This window comes from Ruegeria sp. N7 (assembly GCF_056531345.1).
Map to the genome: position 1 here is coordinate 174543 of NZ_JBQFLR010000001.1, position 15283 is coordinate 189825.

The 15283-nt window shown below is 57.2% G+C and carries 15 protein-coding genes and 2 pseudogenes; 9 read left to right on the top strand and 8 right to left on the bottom strand.

Going from position 1 to position 15283, the window contains the following annotated elements; genetic code table 11:
- Nucleotides 1–19 precede the first annotated feature (19 nt).
- The 5 genes and pseudogenes from ACR0ES_RS00825 to cobA all read right to left on the bottom strand — a co-directional run.
- Nucleotides 20–427: a DUF934 domain-containing protein gene (locus ACR0ES_RS00825; RefSeq protein ID WP_267365587.1), complete on the bottom strand. Its 408-nt coding sequence runs from the start codon at nt 425–427 to the stop codon at nt 20–22.
- Nucleotides 424–1185 carry a phosphoadenylyl-sulfate reductase gene (locus ACR0ES_RS00830; protein WP_480831033.1) on the bottom strand — a complete coding sequence of 254 codons (762 nt, stop codon included), beginning with the start codon at nt 1183–1185 and terminating at the stop codon, nt 424–426. The genes ACR0ES_RS00825 and ACR0ES_RS00830 overlap by 4 nt, the downstream gene beginning before the upstream one ends.
- Nucleotides 1175–2839 (bottom strand): nitrite/sulfite reductase, encoded by a 1665-nt coding sequence (locus tag ACR0ES_RS00835; protein ID WP_480869226.1) that lies wholly within the window; start codon nt 2837–2839, stop codon nt 1175–1177. Before ACR0ES_RS00835 ends, ACR0ES_RS00830 begins: the two co-directional genes overlap by 11 nt.
- Nucleotides 2840–2904: 65 nt before the next feature.
- Nucleotides 2905–3219, bottom strand: coding sequence for a DUF2849 domain-containing protein (locus ACR0ES_RS00840; RefSeq protein WP_480485783.1), 315 nt, complete (start codon nt 3217–3219; stop codon nt 2905–2907).
- Nucleotides 3219–3965: pseudogene (cobA, locus tag ACR0ES_RS00845) on the bottom strand (uroporphyrinogen-III C-methyltransferase); the annotation flags it as partial. The pseudogene cobA and the gene ACR0ES_RS00840, both read right to left, overlap by 1 nt.
- 174 nt (nt 3966–4139) lie before the next feature.
- Between cobA and ACR0ES_RS00850 the strand changes: the two are divergent.
- Nucleotides 4140–4622, top strand: coding sequence for an Lrp/AsnC family transcriptional regulator (locus ACR0ES_RS00850; protein WP_267365581.1), 483 nt, complete (start codon nt 4140–4142; stop codon nt 4620–4622).
- 45 nt (nt 4623–4667) lie between these two features.
- Here the strand turns inward: ACR0ES_RS00850 and ACR0ES_RS00855 are convergent, their stop codons facing one another.
- Nucleotides 4668–5849, bottom strand: coding sequence for a cytochrome P450 (locus ACR0ES_RS00855; RefSeq protein WP_480869228.1), 1182 nt, complete (start codon nt 5847–5849; stop codon nt 4668–4670).
- A 46-nt stretch (nt 5850–5895) separates the two neighbouring features.
- On the opposite strand from ACR0ES_RS00855, the pseudogene ACR0ES_RS00860 reads away from it, so the two are divergent.
- The 7 genes and pseudogenes from ACR0ES_RS00860 (at nt 5896) to ACR0ES_RS00890 (ending at nt 13291) form a co-directional block, all read left to right on the top strand.
- Nucleotides 5896–7630, top strand: a pseudogene (locus tag ACR0ES_RS00860) (sensor histidine kinase).
- On the top strand, nt 7627–8856 hold the full coding sequence (locus tag ACR0ES_RS00865; RefSeq protein ID WP_480505351.1) for a sigma-54-dependent transcriptional regulator: 1230 nt from the start codon (nt 7627–7629) through the stop codon (nt 8854–8856). The pseudogene ACR0ES_RS00860 and the gene ACR0ES_RS00865 overlap by 4 nt, the downstream one beginning before the upstream one ends.
- 286 nt (nt 8857–9142) lie before the next feature.
- A complete protein-coding gene (locus ACR0ES_RS00870) occupies nt 9143–10144 on the top strand; it encodes a DctP family TRAP transporter solute-binding subunit (protein ID WP_209504066.1) in 1002 nt (333 codons plus the stop codon).
- A 116-nt stretch (nt 10145–10260) separates the two neighbouring features.
- Nucleotides 10261–10938, top strand: a complete 678-nt coding sequence (locus ACR0ES_RS00875) for a TRAP transporter small permease (protein WP_209504065.1) — start codon at nt 10261–10263, stop codon at nt 10936–10938.
- Nucleotides 10938–12314, top strand: a complete 1377-nt coding sequence (locus tag ACR0ES_RS00880; RefSeq protein ID WP_480869230.1) for a TRAP transporter large permease — start codon at nt 10938–10940, stop codon at nt 12312–12314. The genes ACR0ES_RS00875 and ACR0ES_RS00880 overlap by 1 nt, the downstream gene beginning before the upstream one ends.
- Before the next feature lie 153 nt (nt 12315–12467).
- Nucleotides 12468–12779: a DMT family transporter gene (locus ACR0ES_RS00885; protein ID WP_480505348.1), complete on the top strand. Its 312-nt coding sequence runs from the start codon at nt 12468–12470 to the stop codon at nt 12777–12779.
- A gap of 65 nt (nt 12780–12844) precedes the next feature.
- Nucleotides 12845–13291 (top strand): nucleoside deaminase, encoded by a 447-nt coding sequence (locus ACR0ES_RS00890; protein ID WP_480869231.1) that lies wholly within the window; start codon nt 12845–12847, stop codon nt 13289–13291.
- 9 nt (nt 13292–13300) lie between these two features.
- Here the strand turns inward: ACR0ES_RS00890 and tpiA are convergent, their stop codons facing one another.
- Both tpiA and ACR0ES_RS00900 read right to left on the bottom strand, forming a co-directional pair.
- Nucleotides 13301–14050 carry a triose-phosphate isomerase gene (gene tpiA, locus ACR0ES_RS00895; RefSeq protein WP_480537770.1) on the bottom strand — a complete coding sequence of 250 codons (750 nt, stop codon included), beginning with the start codon at nt 14048–14050 and terminating at the stop codon, nt 13301–13303.
- Nucleotides 14051–14199: 149 nt separating this feature from the next.
- Nucleotides 14200–14565 (bottom strand): HesB/IscA family protein, encoded by a 366-nt coding sequence (locus tag ACR0ES_RS00900; RefSeq protein ID WP_480505343.1) that lies wholly within the window; start codon nt 14563–14565, stop codon nt 14200–14202.
- Between the two features lie 217 nt (nt 14566–14782).
- Here ACR0ES_RS00900 and ACR0ES_RS00905 point away from each other — a divergent pair, with 217 nt between their 5' ends.
- Entirely contained in the window at nt 14783–15124 is a 342-nt protein-coding gene (locus ACR0ES_RS00905; protein ID WP_480505341.1) for a hypothetical protein, read from the top strand.
- Nucleotides 15125–15283: the final 159 nt, after the last annotated feature.

Below are 15283 nucleotides of genomic sequence, written 5' to 3' on the forward strand. Positions count from 1 at the left end.
CAGGCTGGCAATCGCGGGATCAGCCGCGCAGGCGAGCCTGATAGTTATTCTCTTTCCAGTTCGCGCGGGCCAGCCACTGATCCTCGGGTTGGCGGTCTGCCAGTTCTCCGTCGATCTCGACCTCGTCAAAGCCGCTGCGGCGCGCCATGGCGTATTGATCGGCAAGCACATGCCCTTTGGCGCGCAGCCGGCCTTTGTAGCCCTTCAGGCGCAATGTGCGAGCGATGGTAAATCCGCGACCATCTGCGAAAGACGGGAAGTCTACCCGAACCAGCCTCGTGCCGCCCAACCGGTCAAACAGTTCGTCCGGGTCTGTCTCCGAGCTCACGTCTAGCGCGACCACGTCATTGGCGGCATCATCCAGAGTGACAAAGCCGTCGGTCCAGTCATCAGGCGAAAAGCCCTCATCCGTTACGATTACGTTCATGTTTTCTCTCCGATGCGCATCATCTTGCCATCGACAAAATGGATGCCGCATTCTTCCTTGTTCTGGTCGCGCCACCGTCCGGCGCGGGGGTCTTCGCCCTCTTTGACAGGCGAGGTGCAGGGCGCACAGCCGATCGAAGGGTATCCTTTGGCCACCAGCGGATGCCGGGGCAGGTTGTTTTCTTCCATATAGGCCCGCACATCCTCGGGCGCCCAATGGGCGAGCGGGTTGACCTTGATCCGGCCTGTTCCGTCCTCGACCTCGAAGAATTCCAGCGCAGCGCGCGTGCCTGCCTGAAACCGCTTGCGTCCGGTTATCCAGCCATCGAACCCCACCAGTGCCCTTTGCAGCGGGAAAGTCTTGCGCAGGTTGCAGCACGCGTCCGTGTCGCGCAGGCGCAATGCGCCGTATGGGTCTTCGCGTTCAACCTCTGCATCCTCGGCCCGGATGATGCGAATGTTGGTAAGCCCCAGACGCTCGCTCACCTCCTGCTGGTATTCCAGCGTTTCGGTGAACAGCATCTGCGTGTCCACGAAAAGAACGGGCGTTGCCTTGTTCACCACCGCCGCCATATGCAACAGCACGACGGATTCCGCGCCAAAGCTCGAGACCAAGGCAAGCTCGTCGATCTCGTCAATCGCTCCATGCATGACATCATGAGCGCTGTGGTGCCGGAACTGGGCATTCAAGCCTTCGACACGTTCAGTCAGTTCGCGTCTGTCCCGGCCCAGTTCCGTCTGGATCAGGTCAAGCGGCATTTGCGCGGGCCTCGGGGTAGAGGGCGTCTTTGAACGGCGCCATGCCCACCCGGCGATATGTTTCCAGGAATGTCTCCTCTGCGCTTGCACGCTGGTTCAGATAGGTGTCGACAATGCGCTCCACGGCAGGAACGATTTCGTCATAGGCAAAGCCCGGACCGGTGCGATCACCAATTGCCGCAGTTTCGGTCGCATCGCCACCCAAAGTGATCTGGTAGTTTTCCACGCCTGCGCGGTCCAGACCCAGAATGCCGATGTGGCCAACATGGTGATGACCGCAGGCGTTGATGCAGCCTGAGATTTTGATCTTCAGGTGGCCGATGTCATGCTCGAGCTTCAGGTCCTCGAACCGTGTTGCAATTTCCTGAGCAACCGGGATCGAACGCGCCGTCGCCAGCGCGCAATAATCCATACCCGGGCAGGCGATGATATCGCTGATCAGACCGATATTGGCGGTTGCCAGCTCGTATTCCTTCAGCTTGGCGTGAATTGCAGGCAGGTCCGATTTGTGGACGTGCGGCAGGATCACGTTCTGCTCATGGCTGATGCGCAGCTCGTCATAGGCGAACTCTTCGGCCAGATCGGCCATAACGCGCATCTGCTCAGCCGTCGCATCGCCCGGCGTTGCCCCATGCTTCTTGATCGAGATCGTTACAATCGCGTGGTCCGCATTCTTGTGCGGCGCGATGTTGGTGTCGACCCACGAGCGGAAGACCGGATCGTTGGTATAGGCGCTTTCGAATGACGCAACCGAACCTTCGCGGAAGGTGGGCGGGGCGAAGTGGCCCTTGATCTCTTCCAGCAGGTTCATATCCGCGCCCTTGAACTGTGGGCGGACTTTCAGGAAACGCTCGTTCACCTTGGCGCGGATGGCGTCGATGCCATGCTCGTGCACGGTGATCTTGATGCGCGCCTTGTACTTGTTGTCGCGGCGGCCGATCTGGTTCCAGACGGAAACGGTGGCTTCGAGGTAAGCCAGCAAATCGTCAAAGGCGACGAATTCGGACAATTCTTTACCGATCATCGGCGTACGGCCAAGACCACCACCCACGATAACACGGGCACCAAGAACGCCGTCACGCTCGACCAGTTGCAGTCCGATGTCATGCGCCTTGATCACGGCGCGATCGTTTTCGCTACCGGTGATAGCGATCTTGAACTTACGCGGCATGAATTGGAATTCCGGGTGGTCGGTGGACCACTGGCGCAGCAGTTCAGCATAGGGGCGCGGGTCGGCAACCTCATCCGCGGCAGCACCGGCGAAGTGGTCGGCTGTCACGTTACGGATGGTGTTGCCTGAAGTCTGGATGGCGTGCATGCCAACCTCGGCCAGCGCGTCTAGCATATCCGGCACGTCGTTCAGTTTGGGCCAGTTGTACTGGATGTTCTGACGGGTGGTGAAATGGCCATAGCCCTTGTCCCACTTCTCGGCCAGCAGGGCCAGTTGGCGCATCTGTGCACTGTTCAGCGTGCCATAGGGAATGGCGACGCGCAGCATGTAGGCGTGCAGCTGCAGATACAGCCCATTCATCAGGCGCAGCGGCTTGAATTCGTCTTCGGTCAACGAGCCGTCAATGCGGCGTTCCACCTGGGCGCGGAACTGCGCGTTGCGTTCTGCCAAAAATGCTGTGTCGAACTCGGAGTAGCGATACATGTCTAGCTGTCCTTGTTTGCAGCCCCGAACCTAGGGGCCTTGAAGGGGAGAGAGATGGCCAGAGGTCAGGCCCGGGGCTGCGGGGAAGTTTCCTGTTTGCCGTGGGCATAGTTGGACGGACCAGTCCGGCGGAAATCTTCCCGAAAATGGGTGGGCTCGGGGCCGTTCTTGCCTGCAACGGCATCGGCCAGATAAGCGCCCACGACTTTATTTGCCTGACGCGCCGCATCCAGCAGACGCACCTGTGCATGTGCTTCGTCAGTGATCAGTTCCGCTTGCGACAGATCACGCGTCCAACTGTCATCTTCGGTCTGGTAAATGACGTCACCTATCAGCAAATCATTTGCGGTGACGACTTTGGGGGTAAAAGCGCGGGCCATCAGGCAAGCTCCTTGTTGAATTCGGTTACGGCCTGCGTCGCTTCGCGCGGGGCAAGGCCATAGAATGTCAGGGCTGGTCCGTCCATTTCGGCGGTGGCCAGGTCGGCGGGCAGTTGATCCAGTGTGGTGGCCAGAATCCGCTGGTTCGGGCGCGAGGCGTTTTCGACCAGTGTGACTGGAGTAGCGCGATCGGCGCCGTGCATGATCAGGCGACCCTGGATAAAGCGGGCAGATTTCTTGCCCATATAGATCGCAGCAACCGAACCGGCCCGTGCCAGGGCATTCCAGTCATGATCGGCAAAACCTTTCATGTCATGCCCGGTCAGGAACCGCACCGAGGAATTCCGGCCGCGTTGAGTCAGGCTTTGGCCGATACCAGCCACCGCGGCAGAGGCCGCCGTGATACCGGGAACGATCTGCCACGTGATTCCAGCCGCCTCGACGGCCTCAATCTCTTCATCCAGACGACCAAAGACAGTCGGATCGCCGGACTTCAGGCGGACCACGCGGTTACCTTTCAGGGCATATTCGACCAAAAGAGCGTCGATATCACTTTGCTTCCAGGATGGGCCGAATCCGGCTTTGCCGACATCAACCAAAGCGGCGCTTTGACCGGCTATGTCCAGAACGGGTTCACTGATAAGGCGGTCATGCAGCACAACATCAGCCTGCTCAAACGCAGTCAGCGCCTTGAGTGTCAGCAACTCGGGGTCGCCCGGACCTGCGCCGACAAAGTCGACATGCCCTTTGGTGCCTGTTGTGCGAACGTCCTGCATCGGATCATCTCGGGTGTGGTTTGACTTGACCCTCAATATAGGAAATATTCCCACCAAAGCGCCATATGGGCGCTCAAATAAGGACAAACGTTCCATCGAAACAAAATTTTGGAACGAAAGCTTCGATGTGGAAGGAATATTGGAATGTCGGTGCGGATAGATGATACGGATCGGAAAATTCTGGCCGAGCTGCAACGTGATGCAGGGCAGTCACTGGACGAAATAGCGGCTCGGGTCGGCAGTTCAAAGACGCCTGTCTGGAATCGTATTCGTAAGCTCAAGAGTGCGGGAATCATTGGTCAGCAAACGGTTTTGCTGGATGCCGAAGCGCTAGGGTTTGAGGCGACTTTCTTTGTTTTGATCCGCACGTCGGAACACGAGGCTGAGTGGCAGCGCAAGTTCCTTAAGGCATTGCGCGAACATCCCGAAGTGCAGGAGGCGCATCGGCTGGCAGGCGACATTGATTATATTCTCAAGGTTCGGGTCAAGAACGCGCGCGCCTATGATCAATTCTACCAGTCGCTGATTTCGGAGGTACGGGTGCACAATGTGACCGCGCTATTGTCGATGGAAGAAATCAAGTCCACAACGATGCTTCCCCTCAACGCATTGGTTGAAGGGGCATAGAAGGCAGGTACTGCCAGCGCCGGATCGATCCGCGCCTTATACAGGTCAGACCTGAACCATTAACCGTTCCAGACCATGGAAGTGATAGCTGTCTGAATAGGTCGGCGGATCGGCAAGCCGCAGGTTCGGGCAGCTGTTGAACAGAATGGGCAGAGCTATGCGCATTTCCAACCTTGCCAAAGGTGCGCCGACGCAAAAATGGATGCCTCCACCAAAACTTGTGTTGACCTCAATCGCGCGAGTCGGAACAAACCTGTCGGGTTCATCCCAGACGGCAGGGTCGCGGTTTGCAGCGCCAAGCAAAAGTGCGACCTGATCACCGCGCCTGAACGAATGACCAAACATATCAACGTCTTCATACGCATACCGTGTGAACATGTGTAGGGGCGGGTCATAGCGCAGGATTTCTTCAATCGTTGCGTCGATCTGGTCGGGTGCCAGAACGTCGGGGCTGGTATGTGTTTGCAACAGGGTTTTCACACCGTTCGCAAGCGAATGCACCGTTGCTTCGTGACCTGCATTCAACAGCAAGATGCATGTTGCGACCAGTTCGTCGATGGACAGCTTTTCGCCTTCCTCCTCGGCGCTGATAAGCCGGGTGATCAAATCGTCACGCGGATCGTTGCGTCGCTGGTTAATGTATCCCAACAGGAAATCCGTGAACTCCTGAGACGACTTGGCGGCCTTATCCTCGGTCGCCTGTGTCCGGTTGGCCTGATACATCGCGACCATGTCATGCGACCACTGCAACAGGTTGGGCGCCATGTCTTCGGGAACGCCCAACAGTCGGCAGATGGTTACCACCGGGACCTGAGTGCAATAAGCACTCAGCAGATCGAAAGGTGTATTCGGAAACGCCTCGACAAGACTGTGGCATAGCGATTCAATGGAAGGCTGCAATGCAGAAATTTCCCGCGACGTGAAAGCGCGCATAACAAGCGCCCTCAGGCGGGTATGTCGCGGGGGTTCAGCTTCAAGCAGCGAATGGGCTTCGATAGCCAGCCAGGGGGCCAAATGGGCAGGGCCCTGTGTCGCGCATTCAGGCGGAACTTCCCGCCCAAACCGGCGGTCGCGAAGAAGTGCCCGCACGGCACGGCGGGACACCGCAGCAACCATGTCGTAGTCGCGCCAATAGAACAGATCACCAGCAGTGCGGGCCTGATCATAGAAAGGGTAGGGGTTCTGAACGAAACCCGGGTCTGTCGGGGATTGCGAGAATGACTTCATGCGACGCACACTTGCCACGAGCCGCGTTGAATGCAAGACCCTGTCTATGCAGAGAGTTTGGATCATTGTCGGTTTTTTGTCCGCTGTCGGGCTGCTGTCAGGTTTTGTTTGGTCTTATGGCTATCGTCAGGCGCTGTCTCAGCTAAGTGACAAGGCCGAAGCAGACCTTGAACTGGCGGCGGATCGGCTCAGCACCCAGATGCAGGTCTACCAGGAACTGGCGGTTCTGATGGCGACACATCCCGCCTTGCACGCGTTGGATACACCGACACAAATACATGACGCGCAAGCGATGTTGCTGGACGTTGCCGACAAGACAGCGGCCGTCAACATGATGTACTTGGATCGCAGCGGTCGGGTTATGGTCGCCGCACAGCCAGTGGCACAGCGAGACATGTCCGCACATCCAGCGTTCAGGCGCGCCATGCAGGGTGCGGTGGGCACCGCGCATGAAGTGGTTCCAGACAGTGGCGACCGGATATATTCCTATGCCGCTCCGACTTTTGCCGCCTCCGGGCAAGTCGAAGGTGCAGTGATGGTGGTTGCCGATGTCCAGGACATTGAACAAACTTGGCGGGGCAGTACCGAAGCCGTTTTCTTTGTTGATTCTGACGGTGTCGTCTTCATCTCGAACCGGTCGGACTTGCTGTTCTGGAGCCGCGAGGTTGGCCAGTCCGGGCTGACACCGCCAGAGGGTGCGTCGGTGGATTTTGCCGCGACGCGGGTCGGCCAGCATGAGTTGTGGCGGCTGAGTTGGGGGCGGTATTTGCCACGCGATGCGTTGCACCTAACGCTTGAGTTGCCTGTGATCGATATGACCGCCGAGGTTTTGGTGGACGTGGCCCCGGCCCGGCGACTTGCCGGGTTGCAGGCGGCGGCGGTCGCCGCGATCTGTCTGGCGTTTGGTGCGATGCTGTATCTTGCGATGGAACGGCGACGGACGCTGGCGAATGCCAACACGGTTCTGGAAAGCCGGGTGGCGCAGCGTACCCGTGCTTTGACCCAAGCAAACACCGCATTGCGCCGCGAAGTTGCAGAACGTCAGGAGGCCGAAGCAGCACTGAAAAAAGCGCAGGCAGAGCTGGTGCAGGCAGGTAAGCTCAGCGCGTTGGGGCAGATGTCGGCGGGGATCAGCCACGAACTCAACCAACCGTTGATGGCGATCCAGCAATTCGCCGACAATGGTACGGCCTTTCTTGAACGCGGCAAAGGTGACAGGGCCAGTGAAAACCTTGGGCGTATTTCGGAAATGGCCGCCCGCATGGCCCGGATCATCAAGAACCTGCGCGCGTTCGCTCGCAATGAAAGCGAACCGATGGGTCGGGTCGATCTGGTGCAGGTTCTGAAAACTGCCGTCGAATTGACCGAAACCCGTTTGCGTGACGATGATGTGACGCTGGAATGGGAACCGGGACAGGCTGCGGTTTATGTTTGGGGGGGGGGAAGTCCGCTTGGTGCAGGTCTTTGTTAATCTGATCAATAACGCGGCGGATGCGATGCTGGGGCGACCCAAGCGGCACATTTCGATTGTGATGCACGAAGAAGACCGGTTGCGCGTTTCTGTGCAGGATACCGGCCCGGGGATTGAAGACCCCGACCGGGTGTTCGAGCCGTTTTATTCGACCAAAAGCGTAGGATCATCTGAAGGTCTGGGGCTTGGTCTTTCTATATCATATGGTCTTGTTCAAAGCTTTGGGGGTGAAATCCGCGGGGCAAACACGGCTGATGGCGCAGTGTTTACCGTCGAGCTGGAGCCCTACGGAAAAGAAGAGGCTGCATGATGCGCAGGGTTCTGTTGGTCGATGATGACGCAGCTGTTCGCGAGGCATTGGCGCAAACCATTGAACTTGCAGATTACGCACCGACAACAGCCGGTTCTTTTGTGGCGGCCAAGGATCATATTCGGCGGGATTTCCCCGGTGTGATTATTTCGGACATTCGAATGCCCGGGCGGGATGGCTTCCACTTGTTGGCGTATGCTCGGGACATCGACCCCGAGCTTCCGGTGATCCTTTTGACCGGAGAAGGTGATATCCCAATGGCCGTAGAAGCCATGGGAAAAGGAGCGTTCGATTTTCTCGAAAAACCCTGCGCTGCGTCTGACCTGATGGATGTTCTTGAACGCGCATTCGCAGCCCGCACCCAAGTGTTGGAACAGCGCGCCCTGAAATCCGAACTTGAAAGGGGGGACCCGGCCGCACGTTTGCTGTTTGGCCTGTCTCCGCAAGCTGAGGCGCTGCGGGATCGCGTGCGGACCGTCGCACCGACAGGGGCCGAAGTTCTTGTTACCGGCCCGCCGGGCAGCGGCATATCCAAAGTAGCCGAAGTGGTCCACCTGATGTCGCCCGCTGGTCAGGGGCCTTTTGTCAAACGTCCGGCTTCAAGTCTAAGCCCCGATGACCTTGCCCAAAGCTGTGGCGATGCCGTGGGTGGTTCCCTGTTTCTGGACGAAGTGTCTGCCATGCCCCAAGCCACGCAGTTTGCGGCGTTGGAGATCATCGAGCGCGGTCCGGGGGGGCGTATTATCGCAGGAACAACCGCCGACCTATCCGCGTTAAGTTCGGAAGGGCGGTTCAACGCTGATCTGTTTTATCGTTTGGATGTGATGCGGGTGCGTGTTCCTTCATTGGCGGAACGCCCCGACGACATTCCGGTGATTTTTCGCCACTATGTGGCGCAAGCGGCCGAACAGGCTGGCATCGCAATTCCCGAGATTTCGTCCGAACATCTGGCGGCCTTGATGGCCAGCGACTGGCCGGGCAACGCCCGTTCGCTGATGTCAGCAGCAATGCGGTTTGTTCTTGGAATGCCCGAGGAGGTTACGCAGGCTACGGATCTGGGGTTGAGCGAACAGATGGCGCGGGTTGAACGATCTTTGTTGATTGCAGCTTTGGGACGCCACAATGGAAAAGCATCAGATGCAGCCAAGGCGCTGAAGCTGCCGCGCAAGACCTTTTACGACAAGCTGGCGCGCTACCAGATTCGTCCCGAGGATTACCGCAGATAAGCAGGAACCGGATTGGCGCATCTGATTCGAAGAAGTGATTCGGAAATTGTGCGGAAATCCGCACAAGCCGCTCTGAGGATGTGCGAGTTTTCGCACGGCTCGGGACTGTGAAGCGCAGAACCTGAACCAGTAACGACGTAACACTTTGGTATTAAACAGGTAATCAGACACGTTCCGCAATCGCAGTCAAAAGTTGTGTGCTTTACCCTGAGTCGCTTCACTGCACGCCATACGGCGCTTACCCGGCGTCGACTGCAAGTTTCAAGGAACTCTGGGAGGATATCAGATGAAGCTTCTGACAACGGCAGCAACTGCGCTTGCTCTGACAGTAACCGCAACGGCTGGTATGGCTGCATGCGACGAAGGTGAAATCGTCGTCAAGTTCGCGCATGTGACGAACACCGACAAACACCCCAAAGGAATCGCGGCATCGCTGCTGGAGCAGCGGGTCAACGACGAAATGAACGGCACGATGTGTGTTGAGGTCTACCCGAACTCGACGCTCTACAACGATGACAAAGTTCTCGAAGCGATGTTGCAGGGTGACGTGCAACTGGCCGCGCCCTCGCTGTCGAAGTTCGAGAAGTTCACCAAACAGTTCCGCCTGTTTGACTTGCCGTTCATGTTCAAGAATGTCGACGCTGTAGACGCGTTCCAGGCCTCGGCCGAAGGACAGGCGATGAAAGACAGCATGCAGCGCCGTGGCCTGCAAGGGCTGGCGTTCTGGCACAACGGCATGAAGCAGATGTCGGCCAATAAGGCTTTGGTTGATCCGTCGGATGCAAACGGTCTGAAGTTCCGCGTGCAGTCGTCAGATGTGCTGGTGGCACAGATGGAAGCCATCGGTGGTAGCCCGCAGAAAATGGCATTCTCGGAAGTGTATGGCGCGTTGCAACAGGGCGTTGTGGACGGGCAAGAGAACACCTGGTCGAACATCTACGGCAAGAAGTTCTTTGAGGTGCAGGACGGTATCACCGAAACCAACCACGGCATCATCGACTATCTGGTCGTGACATCGGTGGATTGGCTGGACAGTCTTGATCCGGCGGTGCGGGACCAGTTCCTGACTATTCTGGCCGAAGTTACCGAGACCCGGAACAAAGAAGCCTTTGCTGTGAACGAAGCGGCCAAAGCGTCGATCATCGATGCAGGCGGCGTCATCCGTGAACTGACCCCTGAACAGCGTCAGGCCTGGGTCGACGCAATGAAACCGGTTTGGGACAAATTCGCCGGTGACGTGGGTCAAGACAAGATCGACGCGGCGCAGGCCATCAACGCCGGATTCTGATCCCGTTCAAGACCGCGCGTCAGGGGACTGGGGAGTATTCGACGCGCAGGCCGGGCGGGCTGAAATGGCCCGCCCCATTCTCAACTCTCTCTTCAATAAAATGCGGGGACTGAAAGATGTCTGGTGCGAACTCCGGCCAGGGCGGGCTGATCGACCATATCGAAGAAACCCTGATCGCGTTGCTTTTGGGCCTTATGACGGTCGTTACATTTGCCAACGTGATCGCGCGGTTTGTCTTTAATTCAAATATCCTATGGGCACTTGAGTTGACAGTGTTCACGTTTGGCTGGCTGGTGCTGCTGGGCGCGTCTTACGCAGTCAAGAAACATGCTCATCTGGGCGTGGATGCAATCCTGAACATGCTGGCGCCAGCACCGAGGCGCCTAATGGCGCTGGTCTCGGTTGGATGCTGTCTGGTGTTTTCTCTGCTGATGCTCAAAGGGGCATATGATTATTGGGCCGTCTTTGCAGATCTGCCGCCAACATCGGGCCGCTGGTTCCCTACCGGGTTTGATTTCGGCGCACGCAGCCAGAGTTTCTACGAGGTAGACGACATCCCCATGGTCGCGCCGCTGCGCTTTCTGGAAGACCTGATCAATTATGGCGAGGGGTATGAAAAACTGCCCAAGGTCGTACCTTACCTGGTTCTGCCGGTGTCCATGCTGCTGCTGGTGATCCGGTTTACGCAGGTCGCCGTTCAAATTTGGCGTGGTGAGACCGATCGCCTTGTCGCCAGCCACGAAGTCGAGGACGAGATTGAGGAAGTCCGCGCACAACAAGGGGTGCATGACTGATGGACGTTATCCTTCTTTTCTCGATGGTCATCGGCCTACTGCTGATCGGGGTTCCGATTGCGGTTGCACTTGGCCTCAGTTCGACCCTGTTCCTGCTGATCTATTCCGACAGTTCGCTGGCTTCAGTCGCAGGTACGCTGTTTGAGGCGTTCGAGGGGCATTTCACCCTGTTGGCGATCCCGTTTTTCATTCTTGCCTCGTCCTTCATGACGACGGGCGGTGTGGCGCGTCGGATCATCCGTTTCTCGATTGCTTGCGTGGGGCATCTGCCCGGCGGTCTGGCGATTGCGGGTGTGTTTGCTTGTATGCTGTTTGCCGCGTTGTCAGGATCGTCCCCGGCCACGGTTGTAGCTATCGGGTCGATCGTCATCGCAGGTATGCGCCAGGTTGGGTATTCCAAGGAGTTTGCCGCCGGTGTGATCTGTAACGCGGGTACGCTGGGCATCCTGATCCCACCGTCCATCGTGATGGTTGTGTATGCCGCCGCCGTCGAAGTTTCAGTTGGGCGCATGTTTCTGGCTGGCGTTATTCCCGGTCTGATGGCTGGTTTCATGCTGATGATCACCATTTATGTCATTGCAAAGGTCAAGAACCTGCCCAAGGGTGAATGGAAGGGGTGGGGTGAGGTCTTTACCTCGGCCCGCGAGGCCGGTTGGGGCCTGTTCCTGATCGTTATCATTCTGGGTGGCATTTATGGGGGTATCTTTACCCCAACCGAGGCTGCCGCGGTTGCTGCCGTCTATGCCTTCTTCATCGCCAGTTTCGTCTACAAGGACATGGGGCCGCTGAGTACGGAAGGGGACGCACAGAACCTGCCGCTGCTGAAAAAGCCCTACGCTTTGGTCACGGCGTTCTTTCATCCCGACACCAAGCATACTCTGTTCGAGGCAGGAAAGCTGACGGTGACGCTGTTGTTCGTGATCGCCAACGCGCTGATCCTCAAACATGTTCTAACGGACGAACAGGTGCCGCAGCACATTGCTAGCGCCATGCTTTCAGCGGGTCTTGGACCGGTAACCTTCCTGATCGTGGTCAACGTAATCCTGCTGATCGGTGGTCAGTTCATGGAGCCGTCGGGCTTGCTGGTGATCGTCGCGCCGCTGGTGTTCCCGATTGCCATCGAGTTGGGTATTGATCCGATCCATCTGGGCATCATCATGGTTGTGAATATGGAGATTGGGATGATCACACCTCCGGTCGGTCTGAACCTGTTCGTAACGTCCGGCGTTGCGGGTATGCCGATGATGAGCGTTGTGAAGGCGGCGCTGCCGTTCCTTGCTGTCCTGTTCGTCTTCCTGATTATGGTGACATATATCCCTTGGCTTTCGACCTTCCTGCCCAACACGTTCATGGGGCCGGAAATCGTGACCAACTAGGCAATTTGACCACGTGCAAAGCCGGGCGGTTTCGACCGTCCGGCTTTTTTGCATCTTGAAACCGCGCACCGGGTTCATATCTCGGGTTCAGAGGACGACCTCCCCATATCGGGACATCATTCGGGACGACCCGAACGGATACGAGGTTGTCTTATGCCCTGGGTATTCCTTCTATTTGCTGGCCTGTTGGAAATCGTCTGGGCCGTAGCGATGAAGCAATCGGCTGGTTTCACCCGATTGTGGCCTACGGCCTTGATGGTGCTTTCGATGATCGGGTCTTTCGGTCTTCTGGCGCTGGCGATGCGGGACCTGCCGTTGGGCACAGCTTATACCATCTGGACGGGTATTGGTGCAGTGGGGGCGTTCTGTGTCGGTATCCTGTTTCTGGGTGAAGCCCTATACCCTGCGCGGATTCTCGCGGCCCTTCTGATCGTGTCAGGTCTTATCGTGATGAAGTTGTCGTGAGGCCGTCATTGACCAAGTCTTTGCGCTTGGGCAGGGTTCAGGAAACACGGGAAATGGAGACCGGAATGTTGACCGAGACCGACAAGCGCTTGCTACGCGTGGCTTATGACGAGGCCAAAGCCGGGTTTGGCGAAGGTGGATGCCCGATCGGGTCAGTTCTGGCGCGGGGTGGCGATATTGTTTCACAAGGGCGTAATCAACGTGTGCAGGGCGGGGATCCGATCGCACATGGCGAAATGGATGCCTTGCGCAAAGCGGGACGTCAGAAAACCTATCGGGATACGGTTCTTTACACGTCATTGTCACCTTGCATGATGTGCTCGGGCACTATCGTTCAGTTTGGTATCCCGCGTGTGGTGATCGGCGATACCCAGAACTTTGGTGGCAACGAAGACTTCCTGCGCGAACGCGGTGTCGAGGTGGTGATAGTCAACGATCCTGACTGCATCGCACTGATGCAGCGGTTCATCGAAGAAAAGCCAGAGCTTTGGGCCGAAGATATTGCCGAGTAAAGGCGAATCCTAGACGCTCTCCAGCGCCTGAATAATGCCCGTGAAATCCCCGGCCTTCAGGCTGGCGCCACCCACAAGCGCACCATCGACATTTGAAACCGCAAAGATCTCCGCCGCGTTGGAGGGTTTGACCGACCCACCATACAGAAGACGGACAGAGCGGCCCACACCTTCGCCAAAGCGGCGCTCTAGCCGGGCGCGGATGAAGTCGTGAACTTCCCCAATCTCATCAAGCGTCGGAACCTTGCCGGTGCCGATGGCCCAGATCGGCTCATATGCAATGATCAGGTTCTCGCCGGTTGCCTGATCCGGGATCGACCCCGACATCTGACCGCCGATTATGTCGAGCGTATTGGCCGCCTCGCGTTGCTCCAGACTTTCGCCTACGCAAATGATCGCTTTTAACCCCGCGTCCATCGCTGCACGGGCCTTGGCGCGTATATCCTCGTCATGCTCTTCATGGTCTACGCGACGTTCGGAATGACCCAGGATGACTGACGTCGCGCCCGCGTCCAGCAGCATCTCGGCGCTGATATCGCCTGTATGCGCGCCCGCGCTTGCCGCGTGACAATCCTGCCCACCAACGGTGACTGCTGACCCGCGTACGGTGTCTGCGGCACGGCTGAGCAATGTTGCCGGAGGGCAGATGAGTATATCGACCGAAGCGTCTGGGTGAGACTTGCACAGTGCTTCAAGCTCGCTCAGCGCAGCACCGGTTCCGTTCATTTTCCAGTTTCCTGCCGCAAGCCTGCGCCGCATACCCGTATCTCCCTGATCATTCGATGATTTAGGATGCGGATAGCATTGTCGACGCGATCTTACAATTCCACGGATCGGGTGGGTTCACGCGCTTTGATCGACAACACGGCGTTCGGGCGGGCCCGTGTCACGGGATTATCCGGCGCAAACTAGGATTGCTGCGTGATGCTTTCATCGAATTTGATGGATTCACCGCAACCGCAGGCGTCGACAACATTCGGGTTCCTGAACTTGAAACCTGATTCCAGCAACGACACCTCGTAATCGATTTCAGTCCCGAACAGGAACATCTGCGCCATTGGCGCGATCATGACGCGTGCTCCATCCTGTTCGACAACTTCATCATGCGGATCAGCCTGATCGACATATTCCATGGTATATTCCATGCCTGCACAGCCGCCTTTCTTGACGCCAATGCGCAAGCCAGCGTGGCCACCCGAGTTCATCAGGCGGATGATTTGTTCTGCGGCTTTAGGCGTCATGGTCACAGCCTGCTTGCCGGGAATGCCGAACATGTAAGTCTCCGTTGTCGCGCGTTGCGTTTAATTTAGGGCTCAGGAGGTCAAGGCTCAAGACGGTGTGTTATAAAGAGTTTTATCCGGATGAAACAACCCGGCATTCAGAATGGGTTCGCTGAAGATATCCAACTGTGAGACCGTGGAACTGAATGGGTTCAAGTTGGTCAGCCGTTAACTCGGTTTGCTTTGAAATACTATCAGAAAGGATAATATTGTGAATGAGTTACAGGCGATTGTTAATTCGATCTTGATGCGCGCGGTGCTTACCATTGCAGTTCTTCTGTTTGTTCCGGATGATGCGGCGGCCACCAATGATGGAGAGAGGCATCCAGTAAACTGCGCGACCGCCGAGGGCGATTTGCGCGCCATCGCGGCCGAGAAAAAGCACGCGCAGGACCAACAGTTGGAAAGTGTTGCTGCCATTACTCCTGCCGGGGCACTTTTGGGGCTGGTCACAGGAACGGAACACAAACGGCTGCAAATGCTGTCGGGGGACTACATCAATCAACTTGACGCCAGATCTGCGAAAATCAAAAAGACCTGCAATTTGAACTGATTACCCGACGTTCGGTTATCTGGGTAAGAAAAGGACCGTTCTCGGGCAAGAACGGTCCGTGTTTCGGGGCCGGAACTCGGGGGGGCGGTCAAATCATGTCTGGCCCGAGGCGACACTGATTGGTGCCGTCCACAGGTCTTTTCCTGCAACATTGTGACA

Excerpts from the sequence above, each read along its gene's own strand:
- ACR0ES_RS00885 (WP_480505348.1), top strand. The coding sequence starts at position 12,468 with ATGCCCTGGGTATTCCTTCTATTTGCTGGCCTGTTGGAAATCGTCTGG.
- ACR0ES_RS00870 (WP_209504066.1), top strand. The coding sequence starts at position 9,143 with ATGAAGCTTCTGACAACGGCAGCAACTGCGCTTGCTCTGACAGTAACC.
- ACR0ES_RS00830 (WP_480831033.1), bottom strand. The coding sequence starts at position 1,185 with ATGCCGCTTGACCTGATCCAGACGGAACTGGGCCGGGACAGACGCGAA.
- ACR0ES_RS00855 (WP_480869228.1), bottom strand. The coding sequence starts at position 5,849 with ATGAAGTCATTCTCGCAATCCCCGACAGACCCGGGTTTCGTTCAGAAC.
- ACR0ES_RS00835 (WP_480869226.1), bottom strand. The coding sequence starts at position 2,839 with ATGTATCGCTACTCCGAGTTCGACACAGCATTTTTGGCAGAACGCAAC.
- ACR0ES_RS00880 (WP_480869230.1), top strand. The coding sequence starts at position 10,938 with ATGGACGTTATCCTTCTTTTCTCGATGGTCATCGGCCTACTGCTGATC.
- ACR0ES_RS00850 (WP_267365581.1), top strand. The coding sequence starts at position 4,140 with ATGTCGGTGCGGATAGATGATACGGATCGGAAAATTCTGGCCGAGCTG.
- ACR0ES_RS00875 (WP_209504065.1), top strand. The coding sequence starts at position 10,261 with ATGTCTGGTGCGAACTCCGGCCAGGGCGGGCTGATCGACCATATCGAA.
- ACR0ES_RS00890 (WP_480869231.1), top strand. The coding sequence starts at position 12,845 with ATGTTGACCGAGACCGACAAGCGCTTGCTACGCGTGGCTTATGACGAG.
- tpiA (WP_480537770.1), bottom strand. The coding sequence starts at position 14,050 with ATGCGGCGCAGGCTTGCGGCAGGAAACTGGAAAATGAACGGAACCGGT.
- ACR0ES_RS00865 (WP_480505351.1), top strand. The coding sequence starts at position 7,627 with ATGATGCGCAGGGTTCTGTTGGTCGATGATGACGCAGCTGTTCGCGAG.
- ACR0ES_RS00900 (WP_480505343.1), bottom strand. The coding sequence starts at position 14,565 with ATGTTCGGCATTCCCGGCAAGCAGGCTGTGACCATGACGCCTAAAGCC.
- ACR0ES_RS00825 (WP_267365587.1), bottom strand. The coding sequence starts at position 427 with ATGAACGTAATCGTAACGGATGAGGGCTTTTCGCCTGATGACTGGACC.
- ACR0ES_RS00840 (WP_480485783.1), bottom strand. The coding sequence starts at position 3,219 with ATGGCCCGCGCTTTTACCCCCAAAGTCGTCACCGCAAATGATTTGCTG.